Source organism: Furfurilactobacillus rossiae (assembly GCF_013394005.1).
Lineage (GTDB): Bacteria > Bacillota > Bacilli > Lactobacillales > Lactobacillaceae > Furfurilactobacillus > Furfurilactobacillus rossiae.
On record NZ_CP040586.1, the window covers coordinates 879917 to 899163 of the forward strand.

14 protein-coding genes and 5 tRNA genes are annotated in these 19247 nt (G+C 44.2%); 18 read left to right on the plus strand and 1 reads right to left on the minus strand.

From position 1 onward, the window contains the following. Nucleotides 1-79 precede the first annotated feature (79 nt). The 12 genes from LROSL1_RS04090 (at nucleotide 80) to LROSL1_RS04145 (ending at nucleotide 8668) form a co-directional block, all read left to right on the plus strand. Nucleotides 80-1690 carry an amino acid permease gene (locus LROSL1_RS04090; RefSeq protein ID WP_178913837.1) on the plus strand — a complete coding sequence of 537 codons (1611 nt, stop codon included), beginning with the start codon at nucleotides 80-82 and terminating at the stop codon, nucleotides 1688-1690. 360 nt (nucleotides 1691-2050) lie between these two features. Continuing rightward, nucleotides 2051-2698, plus strand: a complete 648-nt coding sequence (locus tag LROSL1_RS04095; protein WP_017262628.1) for a deoxynucleoside kinase — start codon at nucleotides 2051-2053, stop codon at nucleotides 2696-2698. Between the two features lie 300 nt (nucleotides 2699-2998). Beyond that, nucleotides 2999-4300 (plus strand): serine--tRNA ligase, encoded by a 1302-nt coding sequence (serS, locus tag LROSL1_RS04100; protein ID WP_178913838.1) that lies wholly within the window; start codon nucleotides 2999-3001, stop codon nucleotides 4298-4300. Nucleotides 4301-4752: 452 nt separating this feature from the next. Beyond that, nucleotides 4753-4834 (plus strand) — tRNA-Leu (locus LROSL1_RS04105). Between the two features lie 7 nt (nucleotides 4835-4841). After that, nucleotides 4842-4915 (plus strand) — tRNA-Thr (locus LROSL1_RS04110). A gap of 25 nt (nucleotides 4916-4940) precedes the next feature. Next, nucleotides 4941-5012 (plus strand) — tRNA-Gly (locus tag LROSL1_RS04115). A gap of 23 nt (nucleotides 5013-5035) precedes the next feature. Continuing rightward, nucleotides 5036-5109: transfer RNA gene (locus tag LROSL1_RS04120), tRNA-Arg, on the plus strand. A gap of 45 nt (nucleotides 5110-5154) precedes the next feature. Beyond that, nucleotides 5155-5228, plus strand: a tRNA-Pro gene (locus LROSL1_RS04125). Between the two features lie 230 nt (nucleotides 5229-5458). Next, entirely contained in the window at nucleotides 5459-6415 is a 957-nt protein-coding gene (locus tag LROSL1_RS04130) for a DHH family phosphoesterase (protein WP_178913839.1), read from the plus strand. Between the two features lie 135 nt (nucleotides 6416-6550). Beyond that, nucleotides 6551-7120, plus strand: coding sequence for a hypothetical protein (locus LROSL1_RS04135; protein WP_178913840.1), 570 nt, complete (start codon nucleotides 6551-6553; stop codon nucleotides 7118-7120). A 202-nt stretch (nucleotides 7121-7322) separates the two neighbouring features. Continuing rightward, nucleotides 7323-7712 carry a hypothetical protein gene (locus LROSL1_RS04140; RefSeq protein WP_178913841.1) on the plus strand — a complete coding sequence of 130 codons (390 nt, stop codon included), beginning with the start codon at nucleotides 7323-7325 and terminating at the stop codon, nucleotides 7710-7712. Between the two features lie 38 nt (nucleotides 7713-7750). Next, a complete protein-coding gene (locus LROSL1_RS04145; RefSeq protein WP_017262633.1) occupies nucleotides 7751-8668 on the plus strand; it encodes a DMT family transporter in 918 nt (305 codons plus the stop codon). A gap of 104 nt (nucleotides 8669-8772) precedes the next feature. On the opposite strand, the gene LROSL1_RS04150 is transcribed toward LROSL1_RS04145, so the two are convergent. Continuing rightward, nucleotides 8773-9159, minus strand: a complete 387-nt coding sequence (locus LROSL1_RS04150) for a hypothetical protein (protein ID WP_178913842.1) — start codon at nucleotides 9157-9159, stop codon at nucleotides 8773-8775. A gap of 222 nt (nucleotides 9160-9381) precedes the next feature. On the opposite strand from LROSL1_RS04150, the gene LROSL1_RS04155 reads away from it, so the two are divergent. The 6 genes from LROSL1_RS04155 to rpoB all read left to right on the plus strand — a co-directional run bounded on the left by LROSL1_RS04155 (nucleotide 9382) and on the right by rpoB (nucleotide 19207). After that, complete coding sequence (locus LROSL1_RS04155) at nucleotides 9382-10380, plus strand: D-2-hydroxyacid dehydrogenase (RefSeq protein ID WP_178913843.1); 999 nt, start codon at nucleotides 9382-9384, stop codon at nucleotides 10378-10380. Nucleotides 10381-10689: 309 nt separating this feature from the next. Continuing rightward, nucleotides 10690-11352 (plus strand): thiaminase II, encoded by a 663-nt coding sequence (gene tenA, locus LROSL1_RS04160; protein WP_035144078.1) that lies wholly within the window; start codon nucleotides 10690-10692, stop codon nucleotides 11350-11352. Between the two features lie 116 nt (nucleotides 11353-11468). Beyond that, nucleotides 11469-11942, plus strand: coding sequence for a CtsR family transcriptional regulator (locus LROSL1_RS04165; protein WP_017262637.1), 474 nt, complete (start codon nucleotides 11469-11471; stop codon nucleotides 11940-11942). A gap of 76 nt (nucleotides 11943-12018) precedes the next feature. Continuing rightward, nucleotides 12019-14517, plus strand: a complete 2499-nt coding sequence (locus LROSL1_RS04170; protein WP_178913844.1) for an ATP-dependent Clp protease ATP-binding subunit — start codon at nucleotides 12019-12021, stop codon at nucleotides 14515-14517. 201 nt (nucleotides 14518-14718) lie between these two features. Further along, a complete protein-coding gene (locus LROSL1_RS04175) occupies nucleotides 14719-15309 on the plus strand; it encodes a TetR/AcrR family transcriptional regulator (protein ID WP_017262639.1) in 591 nt (196 codons plus the stop codon). 265 nt (nucleotides 15310-15574) lie between these two features. Further along, the gene (rpoB, locus tag LROSL1_RS04180; protein WP_017262640.1) at nucleotides 15575-19207 is read left to right on the plus strand and encodes a DNA-directed RNA polymerase subunit beta; all 3633 of its coding nucleotides are present in this window, start codon (nucleotides 15575-15577) and stop codon (nucleotides 19205-19207) included. Nucleotides 19208-19247 lie beyond the last annotated feature (40 nt).

Consider the following 19247-nt stretch of genomic DNA (forward strand, 5'->3'; position numbering starts at 1 on the left):
GTGCATGATAAACAGACCGGCCTTTTATTTATTCAGATTACATCAAGTGCTTCTCTTTAGAAAATGGGAGGAACTCGATATGGCAGAAAATGAGAATCGCGCGGTTCGCCGCGAATTGAAGACGCGACATTTATCAATGATTGCGTTAGGTGGCAGTATTGGAACAGGGTTGTTCGTTGCATCCGGTTCCGCAATTTCTGCAGCTGGCCCTGGTGGTGCTTTGGTTGCTTATGTGGCAATTGGGATCATGGTCTACTTCTTAATGACCAGTTTGGGTGAGATGGCAACTTACATGCCGCTGACTGGTTCGTTTGCCGCATATTCAACCAAGTTTGTGGATCCCGCTTTGGGATTCGCGATGGGGTGGAATTACTGGTTTAACTGGGCGATTACGTTAGCCGTGGATGTTTCGACGGCGGCCTTAGTTATGCAATTTTGGTTACCAAACGTACCGGCATGGATCTTTAGCATGATCGCATTAGCAATTATTTTCACTATCAACGCATTATCGGTTCGTTCGTTTGGTGAAACAGAGTACTGGATGTCCATTATCAAAGTGGTCACGGTCCTGATTTTCTTAGTTATTGGGACCTTAACGATTTTTGGTATCATGGGCGGTCACGCAACTGGTTTTTCAAACTTAACTTATAAAAAGGCCCCATTTGTTGGCGGTGTGCCGGCATTGCTCTCCGTGTTCGTCGTAGCTGGTTTCTCATTCCAAGGGACTGAATTAATTGGGATTGAAGCCGGTGAAAGTGAAACACCTGAAAAGAGTATTCCCAAGGCGATTCGCCAAGTGTTCTGGCGGATTCTGTTATTCTACATTTTGGCAATCTTTGTTATTGCTTGCATCATTCCTTATACAAGCAAGGATCTGTTGGGCTCAAGTGCCACAGACATTGCCATCAGTCCATTTACGCTGGTCTTCCGTCGGGCAGGGTTAGCTGCAGCCGCTAGTGTGATGAACGCGGTTATCCTAACGTCTGTTATTTCATCTGCTAACTCGGGGATGTACGCTTCCACGCGGATGTTGTATTCTTTGGCAAACGAAGGCTACGCACCAAGCTTCTTTGGTAAAACGAACAAGCGCGGGATTCCTATGGCTTCGTTGGTTGGAACCACAGTTATTGGATTATTAACTTTCTTGACCAGTATTTTTGGACCTAAGTTGTATATGTACCTGGTTGCTGCTTCTGGCCTGACCGGGTTCATTGCTTGGTTGGGGATTGCGATTAGCCATTACCGCTTCCGCCGCGCCTTCATTAAGCAGGGACATCAGTTAAGCGAACTCCGTTACCATGCAAAGTGGTTCCCATTCGGCCCGATTTTGGCATTCGTGCTGGGCATCGTTGTTATTGTTGGCCAAAACTTGAAGTCGTTTGCACAACTCGATTTGCAAGCTATTCTGGTAACGTACATGAGTGTGCCATTGTTCTTGATCCTGTGGGGTTATTACAAGATTCGTCACCGCACTCATATCATTCCACTGGACAAGGTTGACTTGACGCCAAAAACAAATGGTGAAAGTTACACTGCTGCTGATGCTTCGGCTGCCTCAGGTGATATTGAAAGCAGTGCAACGGTTGAAACGGTTGCACAAACGGGCAAAAAGACCACAAGCGCAACTTCGGCGGTTCACGATTTGACGAATGACGAATCGGTAGCACCTAAAAATGATTCGAATAAATAGTTGAACAGCTTTATCTTGATTAACCATGAAACCAAATAGAACTCGCTTGGTACAAATACAAAAATTTGTACCAGCGAGTTTTTTATTATATTCAAAGCTAAATGTCATCAAATAAATATATTTAATTTTGGTCGGGCACAATATGAAAAGGCTATCTTTGTTAGTATGGCTCGTTTTGATAAAAAATGAGGTCGTAAATTCAGTTATGACAGAAAGATTACGTTTTAATTTGTAAGCTACAATATATGGCGAGATTCTACGAGCGTGATACAATATGTAGGTAGTTAAAGGATAAACACGTTCTGTCACGGTTGACCACGCATTGTGGTGCGGTTGATAGAGATCAGGGGAGATAAAGACATGATTGTTTTAGCAGGAACGATTGGTGCAGGAAAAACGAGCTTAACTGATTTATTGGCAAGTCACTTACATACACAGGCCTTTTATGAATCAGTGGAAGATAATCCAATTCTGCCATTATTTTACAAGGACCCAAAAAAGTACGCATTTTTGCTTCAAATCTACTTCTTAAACAAGCGGATGGATTCTATCAAAGCTTCTTTTGCCGATGATGAAAGTGTTATGGATCGGTCAATTTATGAAGATTCATTGCTTTTTCATTTGAATGCTGACTTAGGTCGTTCAACGGAAACAGAAGTTGACATCTATGACTCTTTATTAGAGAACATGATGCAGGAATTGCCAGATGCACCACATGAAAAGAACCCTGATCTTTTGATCCACATCGACATTTCGTTTGACACCATGTTACAGAGAATTCAAAAACGTGGTCGTGAATACGAGCAAATTGATAACGATCCTTCATTGTATGAATACTACAAACAATTGAACGATCGTTATACAGCTTGGTATAACAATTATGATCATGGTCCTAAAATGCGGATCGATGGTGATAAGTATGACTTTGTTGAAGATCCAGATGCAGCAAATGCCGTTCTTGCACAAATTGATGCAAAATTGAGCACACTTCAATTAGCGACTGCTTAATTTGCATTAATGGGGTTGCACCAACGATTTAGTTGCTATAAGCTGTCAATAGACATAAACAGATATTAAACACAGTTGCATTTAGTATTGCGATTAAGAGAGCCGGTGGTTGATGAGAACCGGATCGCGATCATTCCAGCAACAGTTAAAGTGGGCGGTTAATCCCGCACGGCGAAAGTCGTTAGCATGTTCGAGAGCATCAGTAATGGTGAACTTGGGTGGTACCGCGAATTAACGTCATTCGTCCCAATTGTGATGGGATGAGTGGCGTTTTTTTGTGAAAAAATTGGAGGTAGTAAAATGTTAGACATTAAACGGATTCGTAATAATCCAGATGAAGCTAAGGAAAAGTTGGCAACGCGGGCAATTAAGCCTGAGCAAATTGACGACGTAATCGCGTTGGATGAACAACGCCGTGATTTACTCAAGCAGACGGAACAATTAAAGGCTAAACGGAACACGGTTTCGGATGCCATCAGTGTTGCCAAGCGAAATCATGAAGACGCCGATAAACAGATTGCTGAAATGCGTGAAGTCGGTGCTGATATTAAGGCATTAGACACCAGGTTGGCCGATGTATTGGACGAGTTCAACGATAAGATGGCCCGCTTACCCAACTTCCCACATGATACGGACCCTGTTGGCCCGGACGAAAATTATTCTCGTGAAGACCGTAAAGTGGGCGCTATTCCTCACTTTGATTTTGAACCGAAAGCACACTGGGATATTGGTGAAGACTTAGGTATCTTAGACTTCAAACGTGCAGCTAAGGTCTCTGGTGCTCGGTTTGTGTACTACATGGGGATGGGTGCCAAGCTTGAACGTGCCGTTTACAACTTCATGTTGGATCAACATGAAGAAGAGGGTTACGAAGAAGTTATTCCACCTTATATGGTCAACAGTGCTTCAATGTATGGTACTGGCCAATTTCCAAAGTTCAAAGAAGACGTTTTCCAAATTCAGGATCAAGATTTGACATTAATTCCTACTGCGGAAGTGCCATTGACAAACTACTACCGTGATGAAGTGCTGGATGAAGCACAATTACCAGTTTATGTGACTGCATTGTCACCAAGTTTCCGTTCTGAAGCAGGTTCCGCTGGTCGTGACACTCGTGGTTTAATTCGGATGCATCAATTCAACAAGGTTGAAATGGTTAAGTACGTTAAGCCAGAAGAATCATATAAAGAATTGGAAAAGATGACCGGCAATGCTGAAAACATTCTACAAAAACTTGGTTTGCCATACCACGTCATTACTTTAGCAACCGGTGACATGAGCTTTACTGCAGCTGAAACGCATGACCTTGAAGTTTGGATTCCACATCAAGAAACTTACCGTGAAATTTCCAGTTGTTCTAACTGTGAAGACTTCCAGGCGCGTCGAGCACAGATCCGTTACCGCGATGCAGATGGTAAAGTTCACTTGGTTCACACGTTGAACGGTTCCGGTTTAGCTGTTGGTCGGACGGTCGCAGCTATTTTGGAAAATTACCAAAATGAAGATGGTTCAGTTACCATTCCGGATGTGTTGGTTCCTTACATGCATGGTGTGACTAAGATTACTAAAGAGAACGCTCACGCAAAGCACGTTGAAGACTAATTGCTCGGCAATTTAAACAAACGAATCATGTGATGACTACCATTATGGTGGCTAGCATGGTTCGTTTTTTTATTAGTGTTGTTATTTCGTTGGTTGCACGGCTGTCAGAGTATGAGCGGAAGGGTTGAAATCTATAGTGAAGGCGTTGTGAATTCGGTGGAGTTGCCGTATTTACAACACGGACGAGCTTGAAGACTTGTTCTTTAAGGCTTCAAGTCGAAGTGAAAGACCGGTTTTGGGGCTTGAACTGGTCCCACAATGATTTCAACCATGACAACCGAACGCGGAAGCTTTTCTGTAAGCAGAATTTGAATAGTAAGAACTACAGTTAACCACGGTTAATGAAAAATAAATGGCAAAAATTGAAGAAAAATGCGGAACAGTGTTGACAGTTTTTGAGCCTAAATGATATTATCTAATAGTTGTCTGATGAGGGAACAGAATCAGATGCTGCGGATGTGGCGGAATTGGCAGACGCGCTAGATTTAGGTTCTAGTGTCTTTTGACATGGAGGTTCGAGTCCTCTCATCCGCATCATGTTGCCGACTTAGCTCAGTTGGTCAGAGCACCGCTCTAGTAAAGCGGGGGTCGGAGGTTCGAATCCTCTAGTCGGCATGGTTCCATTTGTTTTATAAGTTATGCGGAAGTAGTTCAGTGGTAGAACATCACCTTGCCATGGTGGGGGTCGCGGGTTCGAATCCCGTCTTCCGCTTTTCATAACGCTGTTATGAGAATGCACCCATAGCGCAACTGGATAGAGTGTCTGACTACGAATCAGAAGGTTGTAGGTTCGACTCCTACTGGGTGCATCACGATGACCGCTGCCAGGTGCTGGTGGCGGTCATTTTATTTATCGGGACATAGCTCAGCTTGGTAGAGCACTGCGTTCGGGACGCAGGGGTCGCAAGTTCAAATCTTGTTGTCCCGATCATTCTTTAAAACGAACAGTCGTTAGTCAATGTTGACTAGCGGCTGTTTTTTTGACTGTTTTTGTTGTCCGCAACACAAAACAAGCTATTGATTTAGTCGTCAAGTTGCGAAAAATATGGCATGATAAACTTATAGACAGATCGAACGTTTGAAGATCTATCATTCAACTGTGTTGGCAATTGCAATAATTATTGCAGGACATCGGTAATTAGAGGGAGTTCAGTTATTATGAGTGACACAACAGCAATTTATAACGCCATTGAGCAGGCGCAGACAATCATTATTCACCGTCATCAACGACCTGATCCAGACGCGTTAGGATCTCAGTTTGGCCTTAAGCTTACTTTACAGCATGCGTTCCCGGATAAGCATATATTTGCGGTCGGGACAGTTCAAAATGATCTTGGCTGGTTAGGTCAGTCAGACACTGTTTCAGATGACCAGTACACAGACGCATTAGTAATAACGGTTGATACGGCCAACACGGAGCGCATCGACGATGACCGGTTCAATCAGGGCCGGCAACTCGTTAAAATTGACCACCATCCTAATGATGATAATTATGGTGACTTATCATGGGTGCTGCCGGACGCATCCAGTACTTCGGAATTAATTGTTGATTTTATCGATGCACATCAAGATGCTCTGAGCTTGACACGTGATGCAGCCTTGCTGTTTTACGCGGGAATTGTTGGTGACACTGGTCGTTTCTTGTACCCAGCCACCAGTGCACACACATTCGCCGTTGCCAGTGAATTGTTGGCAACAGGAATTGACGCCGCTGAAGTGGGGCGCCATGAAAATGAGTTAAGCCGTGGCCTTGGCCGTTTGATGGGCGATGTTTTAGCTAACATTGAAATTGACAACTTTGGTGCCGCTCATTATGTGATATCACAAGCTCAGCTAGCCTCTCTGTCGTTAGCAACAAGTGAGGTTCAGCCGCTGGTATCGACGCCGGGCCGCTTGGCAGATGTTCGCGCTTGGTTATTATTTGTAGAAAATCCTGACGGTAGTTACCGGGTTCATTTACGTTCCAAAGGACCGGCGATAAACGAATTGGCAAAGGCCCACCATGGTGGTGGTCACGATTTAGCCAGTGGTGCCAATGCTGCAGATCAACAGGAAGTTGACGACATGATTGCGTCTTTGAGCAAGTTGATGCAGCAATGGCAACAGACGCACTAAACAGTTGCCTTGTTAAGAATCCTAATAATTTATAATTATCATTTTCTTGATGACAGTATATTTAGGAACTGATTAGTTGGTTGAAAATTGATGCCATGTTACTTTAGGGTTAAAGCATCCTAGGAAGTGATGGCTGTGGATATTAAACATGAACATGCGGTAACCGTTTTTGAGGAGTGGTTGATGATCAAACGAAAAGACCGTCGTCATTTTCGTTTGATTCGCCACTTAGCATACTTAGATTGGATAATGACAGGCGAAGGTGCGTCGCCGGCGGTTGAAGACTTGGCGGCAGCCCAGGCGGTTAGTCAATTGGATAATTCAGAGTTTTTGCAATGTCTCATGAAATTACCTTATCGGCGTCAGGTATTGACCGGTGATGGCGAAGACGTGTTAGCGTGGTTTGATCATGTCGAAAAAACTGCACACAGTCATCTATTCAGTAATATTGGATTACTAATGGAAATTGTCTTGGATGAAGAGGCTGGTCACTCAGTCCAACAATGGGACTCAACTACAATTGCGACTGCTCACCAGTTAGCTGAATTATCTAACGATCAGCTACTAACAGTAATCAGTCAGCTAGCTAGGGCAAAAAAACAGCCAAGACTGTCAGAGAGTCAACGTGCAATCGGTCACCAGCATGATCACCGTCTTCATTTGTACGGCCAGATTGAACCGGTTAATGATCCGCGACAAATTTGATTACATGAGTTGGCAAATGTAAAAAAGTTTCAACTAGACGAGCTGTGTTATTAATTAGTCATCGGCAATCGATGTGATTGATATCATGGCTCTTTCATGTGGACGACGGGTGACGTTTCACGAACTTGGGAGCCCATCACTTTGTGTTCACCGTTAATTCATGGTTATAATAAGTTATTATGTTAAAAAGGGGATGGTCAGAATGAATCAGAAGGCGAAACGTGCAACCGTTGCTGTTTGGTTACTGATGATCTTGTGTGTGATTTTATTGACGATTTGGCCGGCCATTCACTACATTACGGTTGCTAGTTTATGGCGGTGGTGGCTAGCTGTCGCAATTTATAGCGTGGCCTTTGGTATCGGGTGGCACAAACGAAACCAGCGTGCTGGTCGCTTTATTTTATCGATTACGGTCGCTTTAGCTGTGGTGTTTGGGCTATTTGTGCTACTAGTGGCACTTTTTGCTGAAGAGGGGCTAGTCCGTTACTTTGTTGGTCTCATTGCACTGCTTGAAATCATTGCCGGCATTGTCTGGTATTCAGTTGTGTACGAACGTCGTAACCGACTGAAAAATCGCCATTGGGATGCTTAACTTCTGTGCCCCGATGACCAGTCGTTGGGGGAAAAATTGTGGAAACACGTAATGGACATATTTTAACGGGAATATTGCTAGCCAGTGGTGGTTCAATGCTGTGGGGTGTCTCCGGCGTGATTGCCCAAACGTTGTTTGAAAATAATGTCGTTACCCCTGCATGGCTGACGACAATTCGGATGACACTGGCTGGGATTCTACTTCTGCTTTTCAACGTTATGCGCCATCAAGATATTTTTGCTGTTTGGCGGTCATGGAAAACGGCCAGGCAACAAATTATTTTTGGTTTGGTGGGATTAATTCCTATCCAATACTTTTATTTTTTAGCAGTTCATTATGGCAACGCTGCGATTGCAACCATCTTGCAGTTCTTAGGGCCAATCGTAATCACGGTGTATTATGTGATCTTTCATCATCAACTACCATCACGTTCAGAAAGTATTGGGATGGTATTAGCATTGCTAGGCGCTTTTTTTGTCGTTACTCATGGTCACATTACGCATTTAGCTGTTTCACCAGCGTTATTGTTCTGGGGGCTAATGTCGGCGGTTGCCGTGGCGACCAGCACGTTATTGCCGCGACCGCTGCTACCAACGTTTGGCTCAGTCAACGTAAATGGTTGGGGTTTGCTGATTGGCGGGATCGCAATGAACTTTATTCAACCAATGTGGGTTGGTGTGCCAACGCTGACAGCCAAGACGGTCTTGTCGATTGGCACTGTCGTATTGTTTGGTACATTGATTGCGTTTGTTATGTATTCGGTCAGTTTGCTATACATTACCCCAACAACGGCGAGCCTAATGGATGCTTTTGAACCACTGGCAGCAACAGTCATTTCAATCCTGGTGCTTCACACGGTCTTTACTTGGGCTGATGCGCTTGGTGGCGGATTGATTATTCTAGCAGTGGTAATGCTTTCCATCAGTTATCGTGCGCCAAGGCGTGATGAGGAATAAATGCTCAGTCATGTGTATAAATTCAAAAACACGTCAATGGATTCTCAAAGAGATCTGTTGACGTGTTTTTGTCGTTACTTTTGAATAGCGAGGATGTGTCGGGATTATTGCTCAACTGGATGATCAAATGTATCTGACGCGTTCCACGGAAAATCGGTATTAGAAGGATGATGATTTTCTTGCAAAACAGCGTTAGTGCACTGGAGCAGCTGTTGCTGCAAGGCAAGATCCCATGGTCTAGCGGTAAAGGCCTGTTGAGCAACGGCCCAGTAGGCCAGCCGATTGGTGATGGGCACAATATCTTGGACAATGTTAATTTGCACATGCTTATGTTTGGTTTTGAGGGCAATGACGCGTTGATAATCAGTAATAAGATAAAAGGCGCCATGTTGCTGATCACATAGATGGATGATGATAAATCGCTGTTGCAGATTTTGTGTCCGCAATTCTTGCTTTAAAGCTGCAAGTTGGGAAACAGATAGCTGTTGCATTTGATCACCTTCATTTCACCTATATTCTAACGCGTTTAGTTGTGATATAGGTAACAAACTTATAATATCGTAAAATAAAAAATTGGATTGAAGCCACTGATACCAACAATTAATGAAAATTACTTTCAAAAAGTGAGGTTCACAAGCCTGAAAACGCCGCCACTACGCGGTTTTTAATGCTATACTAATGATGTAGTTTAAATATACATGGAGGTGTCTGCATTGAAAATTATTGCTTACGGCATTCGCGATGACGAACGTCCATATGTAGAAGAATGGTCCAAGGATCAAAATATTGAGGTTAAAATCGTTAAGGATTTATTGACTGACGACACAGTTGATCAGGCAAAAGGCTTTGACGGGGCAGTTGTTTACCAACAAAAGCCTTACACGGCCTCAGTTTTGGATCGTTTGGCAGAATTGGGAGTTAAGAACCTGTCATTACGTAACGTCGGTGTTGATAACGTTGACGCTGATGCTGTTAAACGTAACGACATCAAGGTTACCAACGTTCCTGCTTACTCACCAGCAGCAATTGCTGAATTTACGGTTACTGAATTGATGCGTTTACTTCGTCACACGACCCAGTACGAGCACCGTCAGGCCAAAGGTGACTTAAAGTGGGCTCCAGACATTGCAACTGAATTGAACAGCTTAACGGTTGGTGTTATTGCTACTGGTCGGATCGGCCGTGCTGCTATCCAAATCTACCGTGGCTTTGGTGCTAAAATTGTTGCCTACGATGTTTTCCACAATCCTGAATTGGAAAAGGAAGGCATCTACGTTGATTCATTGGATGAATTATATAAGCAAGCAGATGTTATTTCCCTTCATGCTCCTGCAACGAAGGAAAATATGCACATGTTGAATGCTGATGCCTTTAACAAGATGAAGGATGGTGTCTACATCTTGAACCCTGCCCGTGGTGATCTGGTTGATACTGATGACTTGATCAAGGCTTTGGACAGCGGCAAAGTTGCCGGCGCTGCACTTGATGTTTACGAAAACGAAGTTGGTATTTTCAACACAGACTTCGGTAGCTTTGATGCTATTCCTGACGATCGTTTGAAGAACTTGATGAAACGCGAAAACGTTTTGGTAAGTCCTCACATCGCGTTCTACACCACCACCGCTGTTCGGAACATGGTTCAATTTGCTTTGAACAACAACAAACAATTGATTGAAACTGGCAAGGCTGACAATGTTGTGGCCTTTAACTAGACAATGAGTCTGATACTTTTTAGACGATAGAAACGTAGGCAACACGCTCAATAATAAATTGGGCGTGTTGTTTTTTGAATTCACTAACAAACATAAAAAGTGAGTGTCGAATAGGTTTACGAGAGGTTTTGCTTATTACTCAAATCGGCAGCGGATTATTTACACACCTAATATGTAGAAAAATATCGCAACGAATCTCTCATTAAAACAATGTAAATGTTCACTGTTTTAGTCTGCAAGAGGATAATGGTTTTGATAGATTGAGTCTGTCGGTAAGCATTAATACAGTACGGAATACAAGGAGTCATTATGATGGATTTTAGTCAGCAAGTTTATCAGCAAAATCAAACGGTGTGGCAGGAAAGCATTCATCATCCGTTTATAAAACAGCTAAGCGATGGCAGCATGACGTTGCCAACATTTCGTTATTATTTAATTCAGGATCATTATTATTTACGTGATTTTGCACGGATTCATGAATTGGCAGCGGATGCAAGCCAGGATCAGGCGGTTAAGACATTATTGCAGGAGCTAGCGAATAGTCTGCACGATGGTGAAATCGCGACGCGCAAGACGTTCTTTAAAGAATTAGGTATTTCTCAACAAGATGTGGTCAATACACCAATTGCACCGACGACATATGCCTACACGTCACATATGTATCGCACGCTAACACAGGCCGGTGCACCGGCGGCCATTGCCGGATTGTTACCGTGTGCGTGGCTATATGCGGATGTTGGTGCGTCCTTACAAGGAGTCACTTCGCCAGTCCCAATTTTTCAAGCGTGGATTGACAGTTATCAGTCCGACGACTATACGGGACCAGTGGCAAAACAAATTAAGTTAACAGACCAAGTTGCACGTCAAACAGATGCAGCCGATCGTGATGCAATGGCCAAGGCTTTTGAACGGAGCACCTATTATGAACGTGATTTTTGGCAGATGGCTTTGGATCATCAAGATTGGCAATAAAATTTAATTTGGGGTGCTGACGTTGCTACTGGCGGACTAAAAAACTTTTTAATTGCAATCGTCGTCAATCTTCGTATAATATAGTCAATATTAGTCAAAGATTGGGGTGAGCGATGATGGAAGGACCAACAAATATTTCGGATGTCATCGAAAAGTATCTGAAGGGAATCCTGGAGGATGCTGAGCAGGTAGAAATTAGACGTTCGGATATTGCCGACCAGTTTAACGTCGTTCCTTCTCAGATTAACTACGTCATTAAGACACGGTTTACCATTCAAAACGGTTATATCGTTGAGAGTAAGCGTGGTGGCGGTGGTTATATTCGTATTGAAAAGGTCAACTTACTGGCTGACGCCGATGTGTTGGATAATTTACTGAACGATGTGGTTGGTGATTCAATCAATCAACATGATGCATATGCTATAGTTAATTCCCTATTTAATGATGGGGTGTTAAAGGAACGTGAGGCCAACATTATTCTTTCGGCAATTGACAAAGATACTCTCAATGTTGCTGACCGCGAAGTTGAAAATACATTGCGCGCTCGGATTCTGATCGGCGTGCTCAACCGCCTTCGTTTTGAAGACTAATGCTTATTAATATCGAATTAACGACGATTTGCAGGGGTTAATTAAGGCCTGCATTTAATGAAAGGCAGGACAGAAGATGGACAATTTATTCACACCTAGTGCTAAAGATGTATTGGTATTGGCACAGGAACAAGCGAAGTATTTTAAACACCAAGCTGTGGGTACTGAACACTTATTGCTGGCCCTGACCATTGAACAAAATGGGATTGCTAACAAAGTCCTGCAGCAATTCAGTGTGACAGAAGAAGATGTTCGTGAAGAAATCGAACGGTTTACTGGTTATGGTACACTGACGAACGCTGACAAGGATACGTATTTACCATATTCTCCGAAGGCCAAGGACATTTTGACATTGGCCGGGGATGAGGCAAAACGTTTGGGATCCACTAAAATTGGGACTGAACATTTACTCTTAGCGTTGTTGTCTGATGAGAGTATCCTGTCATCACGCATTTTAATGACATTAAACCTTGATTTGGCACAAACACGCAAAGTGATTTTGCGCAAGTTAGGTGTTGCTGACACACCACGCCGTCGTCAACAAATGGCAAAGGCTAACAACAACGCAAATAAGCAAGAGGGTACGCCAACACTTGATTCATTAGCACGTGACTTGACTGCCTTAGCTGCTGACAAGCAAATGGATCCGGTGGTTGGCCGTGCAAAAGAGGTCAAACGGGTGATTCAAATTCTCAGTCGTCGGACCAAGAATAACCCAGTCTTGATTGGTGAACCTGGGGTTGGTAAAACGGCGATTGCTGAAGGATTAGCACAGAAGATCGTTGCTGGTGATGTGCCTGATGATTTGGCCGACAAACGGCTGATGATGCTGGACATGGGCTCACTGGTTGCCGGCACTAAATATCGTGGTGAATTTGAAGACCGTTTGAAGAAAGTTATTGAAGAAATTTACAACGATGGTCACGTTGTGCTGTTCATTGATGAGTTGCACACGTTGATTGGTGCCGGGGGTGCTGAAGGTGCGATTGATGCTTCCAACATCTTGAAGCCAGCGTTAGCTCGTGGCGAGCTTCAAACCATTGGGGCCACTACACTTAACGAATACCAAAAGTACATTGAATCAGATGCTGCTTTGGAACGTCGGTTTGCGACTGTTCAGGTTGACGAGCCAACGGAAGATGAAGCAACGGAAATCTTAAAAGGTTTGAAGAGCCGTTATGAGGAGCACCACCAGGTTGAAATCACTGATGATGCGGTTGAAGCAGCAGTTAAGCTGTCCTCTCGGTACATTACGGAACGTTTCCTACCTGATAAGGCAATTGATTTAATGGACGAAGCAGCTGCTAAAGTTCGCATTGATGCATCTGGTCATAAGACCAAGTTGGCTAAACAAGAAGACAAGTTGGACGACTTGCGTCAACAGAAGGAAGCTGCTATTGAGAACCAAGATTTCGATGGTGCTGCTGCATTGCGTGAAAAGGAAATGGCCTTGCGCAAACGTGTCGACAAGATGATGGATGATCAAGATAATGAAGCGTTGTCTGGTCAGCCACATTATGAATTAAAAGTCGGCGAGGAAGATGTGGCTGAAGTCGTCTCCGAATGGACGGGTGTTCCGTTAACACAGTTGCAGAAGAATGAAGAAGCACGTTTGCTGAATCTTGAAAAGGTGCTCCACAAACGCGTGGTTGGTCAGGACGAGGCTATTTCAGCCGTTTCTCGTGCCATCCGTCGTGCCCGTTCCGGTCTGAAAGATCCTAACCGGCCAATTGGTTCGTTCATGTTCCTTGGACCAACTGGGGTCGGGAAGACGGAACTCGCTAAAGCATTAGCTGAAGCAATGTTTGGTTCAGAAGATAACATGATTCGTGTGGATATGTCTGAATATCAAGAACGCTTTAGCTCAAGTCGTTTGATCGGTGCTGCACCTGGTTACGTTGGTTACGATGAAGGTGGTCAACTGACCGAACAAGTTCGTAACAAACCGTACTCAGTTGTCCTCTTGGATGAAGCTGAAAAGGCTGATACTGAAGTCTTTAACTTGTTGTTACAAGTTCTTGATGATGGTTTCTTAACCGATTCTAAGGGCCGCAAGGTTGACTTCCGCAACACGATTTTGATCATGACCTCTAACTTGGGCGCTACAGCTGTTCGTGACGATAAAGAAGTTGGTTTCGGTGCAACCAGCGCGACAGACAACTATGCTGCAATGTCAGACAAGATTCGGCAGGCCCTGCGTCAGACATTCCGTCCAGAGTTCTTGAACCGAATTGATGAAACAGTGGTCTTCCACTCATTGACGAAGCCAGAATTGCATGAAATCGTGAAGATCATGGCTGGCAATGTGTTGGCACGAATCGCCGAACAAGGCATTAAAGTTAAAATTACGCCGGCTGCCATTGATGTAGTTGCAGATGCTGGCTTTGATCCTGAGTATGGTGCTCGTCCAATTCGACGCGCATTACAGACTCAAGTTGAAGACCAGTTGAGTGAGGCATTGATTGCTGGTCAAATTAAAACCAATGACGCTGTTACTGTTGGTGCTAAAGCTGGTAAGATTACGGTCACAACTAAGGAACAACCTGTCAAGAAACCGACAGTTGGTTCTAAGTAGTCTTGGCGAACTAACAGTTATTAGTGGGTGTTATTGAACGGTGTTAAAAACGTTTGTCGAGCTGAAAGCTTGATAAGCGTTTTTATGTTCTAAACGTGTCGGTAAAAATTGCATTTTATGCGGAGAACAGGCACACTGATGGAGATTAGAGAAAGGCGAGCCGTGTGTAGTTGTTGATGGGCGGCTTAATGAGGTGAAAATATGAGTCGTGAGGCGCAGTTGGCTGCCACTCGAGAAAAAATCCTGGAGGCAGCTCGTGAACAATTCTTGATAAAAGGCTATGCGGATACCTCCACGCGTGACATTGCGACAGCTGCGGGCGTTACCCAGCCGGCGCTGTATCATCACTTTGCTGACAAAGAACTGATTTTTGTGCAGGTGATTGAAACCGTTGGTGGTGAGTTAGCAACAAACATGAATCAGATTTTAGATGCTAACAAGGGAACTGGGCTTGAACTCCTGACAGATATGTCAGCGGCGATGGTCGCCATTCATCCGCGTGACGCATTTAGCTTGATTCATGGTAGCTTTCAATATTTACGTCCCGAGAATCAGGCTCAGCTTGGCCGATTATTCGCACAGGATTATTTGCAACCCATCATGCGCTTTTTTAAGTCTGATAAAGTGGTTTTGCGTGATGGGGTTGATCCGGCAACAGCGGCCAACTTTTACCTCACTAGTTTGGCGCCACTATTCGCTAAGTTTCACCAACTGGGTGGCGCAAACTTGAGTCAACGTGAGCACATCCAAGTGCTGCTACGTCTCATTTTGTTTGGCGTGGCAGAGAAATAAAAGTTGAGCGTTTCTCGTTGACACATTTAGCAAAACCGAGTATATTATTAATCGTATATCACTGTGAATAAAAATCGTCTTGGCGATCTATTGTCCGTCAAGGCCTTTATAGAGAAGCAAAAGCAGCTTTCATTTAAACTTTAAAAGAAATGGTGCTTTTGCCTTTTTTATGCCCAAAAACAGGGTTACAGGTCATTTGTAATGAAACTGTAACACTAAAATGAGGACTTATTCACTGGAAAATCATTTCGAAGGAGTGAAGAACTTGGCAGGGCATTTAGTTAAATACGGCAAACACCGTACCCGCAGAAGTTACGCACGAATCAAGGAAGTTCTTGATTTACCGAACCTGATTGAAATCCAAACGGACTCTTATCAATGGTTCCTGGACGAAGGCTTGCGTGACATGTTCGACGACATCATGCCAATCGATGATTTCCAAGGAAACTTATCATTGGAATTCGTTGACTACCAGTTACTCGAACCAAAGTACACCGTGGATGAAGCACGTGAACACGATGCCAACTATTCTGCACCACTGCACGTTACTTTACGTTTGACCAACCATGAGACTGGCGAAATCAAGAGTCAAGACGTGTTCTTTGGTGACTTCCCACTGATGACTGATCAGGGGACGTTCATTATCAATGGTGCTGAACGGGTTATCGTTTCTCAATTGGTTCGTTCTCCTGGTGTGTACTATACGGAAGACGAAGACAAGAATGGTCGTGAAGTTTACGGCGCAACTGTCATTCCTAACCGTGGTGCTTGGTTGGAATACGAAACCGATGCTAAAGAAATTTCTTACGTTCGGATTGACCGGACTCGTAAGATTCCAATGACCGAATTAGTTCGTGCCTTGGGTTATGGCTCTGACGACGAGATCATCTCAATCTTGGGTGATAGCGACGGCATCATGTCGACCTTGGAAAAGGATATTCACAAGAATTCCGACGATTCACGTGTCGAAGAATCCTTGAAGGATATTTACGAACGGTTACGGCCTGGTGAACCTAAGACAGCCGACTCTTCACGGAGCCTGTTGACGGCGCGCTTCTTCGATCCAAAACGTTACGACACTGCACCAGTTGGTCGTTACAAGTTAAACAAGAAGTTAGACTTACACACCCGTTTGTTGGGTTTGACGTTAGCGGAAACGTTGGCTGACCCTGACTCAGGTGAAATCATTGCTGAAAAGGGTACTGTGATCGACAAGACCGTTATGGCTAAATTGGCACCATACCTGGATCAGGAAGACTTCAAGTCGGTAACGTTCACACCTTCTGATGAAGCTGTTGTGACAGAACCAATGAATGTTCAAATGATCAAGGTCTTCTCTAAGAAAGATCCTGAACAAGTTGTGAACATGATTGGTAACGGCCATATCGACTTAAAGAACCACACCATTCAACCTGCCGACATCATTGCTTCTATCAATTACTTCTTCAATTTGCAAGAAGGTATTGGTTCAACTGATGATATCGATCACTTGGGTAACCGTCGGATTCGTTCTGTGGGTGAATTACTGCAGAACCAATTCCGGATCGGTTTATCACGGATGGAACGTGTTGTTCGTGAACGGATGTCTATTCAAGACTCTGCCACAGTAACGCCACAACAATTAATTAACATTCGTCCAGTTGTTGCTTCAATCAAAGAATTCTTTGGTAGTTCACAACTGTCACAATTCATGGATCAGACTAACCCACTTGGTGAATTAACGCATAAGCGTCGTTTGTCTGCCCTTGGACCTGGTGGTTTGACGCGTGACCGTGCCGGATATGAAGTCCGGGATGTTCACTACACTCACTATGGTCGGATGTGTCCAATTGAAACGCCTGAAGGACCAAACATTGGGTTGATCAACTCACTGTCTAGTTATGCGAAGGTTAACCGTTATGGCTTTATTGAAACACCATATCGTCGTGTTTCATGGGACAACCACAAGGTTACTGACCGAATCGACTACTTAACTGCCGACGAAGAAGATAACTTTGTTATTGCCCAGGCCAACTCGCCATTGAATGACGATGGTTCATTCGTTGATGACACAGTTTTGGCTCGTTCAAAAGATGAAAACATTGAAACTTCCATCGACAACGTCGACTACATGGATGTTTCGCCTAAGCAAGTAGTTGCCGTTGCGACTGCATGTATTCCATTCTTGGAAAACGATGACTCTAACCGTGCTCTGATGGGTGCCAACATGCAACGTCAGGCTGTTCCTTTGTTGGATCCTCATGCACCACTTGTTGGTACTGGGATTGAATATAAGGCAGCCCATGACTCTGGTGTTGCTTTAATCAGTAAGGCTGCCGGAACCGTTGAATTTGTTGACGCTACGCAAATCCGTGTTCGTCGTGAAGACAGCACTTTGGATACGTACAAGTTAATGAAGTTCCGTCGTTCAAACGGTGGTAAGAACTACAACCAACGTCCAATCGTTAAGGTTGGCGACAAGGTTGATGCCGACGAAATTTTGGCTGACGGTCCTTCCATGGAAGGTGGGGAACTTGCTCTTGGGCAAAACCCATTGATTGCCTTTATGACTTGGAACGGTTACAACTTCGAAGATGCCATTGCGATTTCCGAACGGTTGGTTAAGGATGATGTTTACACTTCGATTCATATTGAAGAATACGAATCAGAAGCACGTGACACTAAACTTGGACCGGAAGAAATGACCCGTGAAATTCCTAACGTTGGTGAAGATTCTTTGAAGGATCTTGATGAACAAGGGATTATCCGGATTGGTGCTGAAGTTCATGATGGTGACATTTTGGTTGGTAAGGTTACGCCTAAGGGTGTGACAGAATTATCTGCTGAAGAACGTTTGCTACATGCTATCTTTGGTGAAAAAGCCCGTGAAGTTCGTGATACTTCACTCCATGTTCCGCATGGTGGTGGCGGTATTATCCAGGATGTTAAGATCTTCACTCGTGAAAACGGGGATGAATTATCACCTGGTGTTAACATGATGGTTCGTGTTTACATCGCCCAGAAACGTAAGATTCAGGTCGGTGACAAGATGTCCGGTCGTCATGGTAACAAAGGGACTGTTTCAATTGTTATTCCTGAAGAGGACATGCCTTACATGCCTGATGGAACTCCAATTGACATCATGCTTTCACCAATGGGTGTGCCTTCCCGTATGAACATTGGTCAAGTGCTGGAACTGCATTTGGGAATGGCTGCTCGTAAATTAGGTATCCATGTTGCTACGCCTGTCTTCGATGGTGCGCAGGATAAGGATATCTGGGATGCCGTTCAAGAAGCTGGTATGCCAGCTGATGCCAAGTACGTTCTGTACGATGGCCGTACTGGTGAACCATTCGACAACCGAATTGCCGTTGGTGTTATGCACTATCTGAAGTTGGCCCACATGGTCGATGACAAGATTCACGCACGTTCTATCGGACCTTACTCACTGGTTACGCAGCAGCCACTTGGTGGTAAAGCGCAATTTGGTGGTCAGCGTTTCGGTGAAATGGAAGTTTGGGCTTTGGAAGCTTATGGTGCTGCTTACACGTTGCAAGAAATTCTGACCTACAAGTCAGATGACGTGGTTGGCCGTGTTAAGACTTATGAAGCCATTGTTAAGGGCGAACCAATTCCTAAGCCTGGTGTTCCTGAATCCTTCCGTGTGTTGGTTAAGGAATTACAAGCACTTGGGTTGGACATGAAGGTTCTTGACAGCAACAAACAGGAAATTGAACTGCGTGACATGGACGATGATGAAGATGACGTTGTGAATGTTGATGCATTGAGCAAGTATGCAGCTGAACATCCAGTTGACGATAAGTCAGACGATGCTAGTGCAAACACGAACTCAGCTTCAACCCCTGCACAGCCAGCAACAACACCGGCTAATGAGTCAGGAAACACCACAAACGAGTAGTGTGAACTGTCACCATTGAAACTAATAAGGAGGTCAATCC

What these genes read in the sequence shown, in the direction of transcription:
- LROSL1_RS04090 (WP_178913837.1), top strand. Translation starts at nt 80, where the DNA reads ATGGCAGAAAATGAGAATCGCGCGGTTCGCCGCGAATTGAAGACGCGA.
- LROSL1_RS04095 (WP_017262628.1), top strand. Translation starts at nt 2,051, where the DNA reads ATGATTGTTTTAGCAGGAACGATTGGTGCAGGAAAAACGAGCTTAACT.
- serS (WP_178913838.1), top strand. Translation starts at nt 2,999, where the DNA reads ATGTTAGACATTAAACGGATTCGTAATAATCCAGATGAAGCTAAGGAA.
- LROSL1_RS04130 (WP_178913839.1), top strand. Translation starts at nt 5,459, where the DNA reads ATGAGTGACACAACAGCAATTTATAACGCCATTGAGCAGGCGCAGACA.
- LROSL1_RS04140 (WP_178913841.1), top strand. Translation starts at nt 7,323, where the DNA reads ATGAATCAGAAGGCGAAACGTGCAACCGTTGCTGTTTGGTTACTGATG.
- LROSL1_RS04150 (WP_178913842.1), bottom strand. Translation starts at nt 9,159, where the DNA reads ATGCAACAGCTATCTGTTTCCCAACTTGCAGCTTTAAAGCAAGAATTG.
- tenA (WP_035144078.1), top strand. Translation starts at nt 10,690, where the DNA reads ATGATGGATTTTAGTCAGCAAGTTTATCAGCAAAATCAAACGGTGTGG.
- LROSL1_RS04165 (WP_017262637.1), top strand. Translation starts at nt 11,469, where the DNA reads ATGGAAGGACCAACAAATATTTCGGATGTCATCGAAAAGTATCTGAAG.
- LROSL1_RS04170 (WP_178913844.1), top strand. Translation starts at nt 12,019, where the DNA reads ATGGACAATTTATTCACACCTAGTGCTAAAGATGTATTGGTATTGGCA.
- LROSL1_RS04175 (WP_017262639.1), top strand. Translation starts at nt 14,719, where the DNA reads ATGAGTCGTGAGGCGCAGTTGGCTGCCACTCGAGAAAAAATCCTGGAG.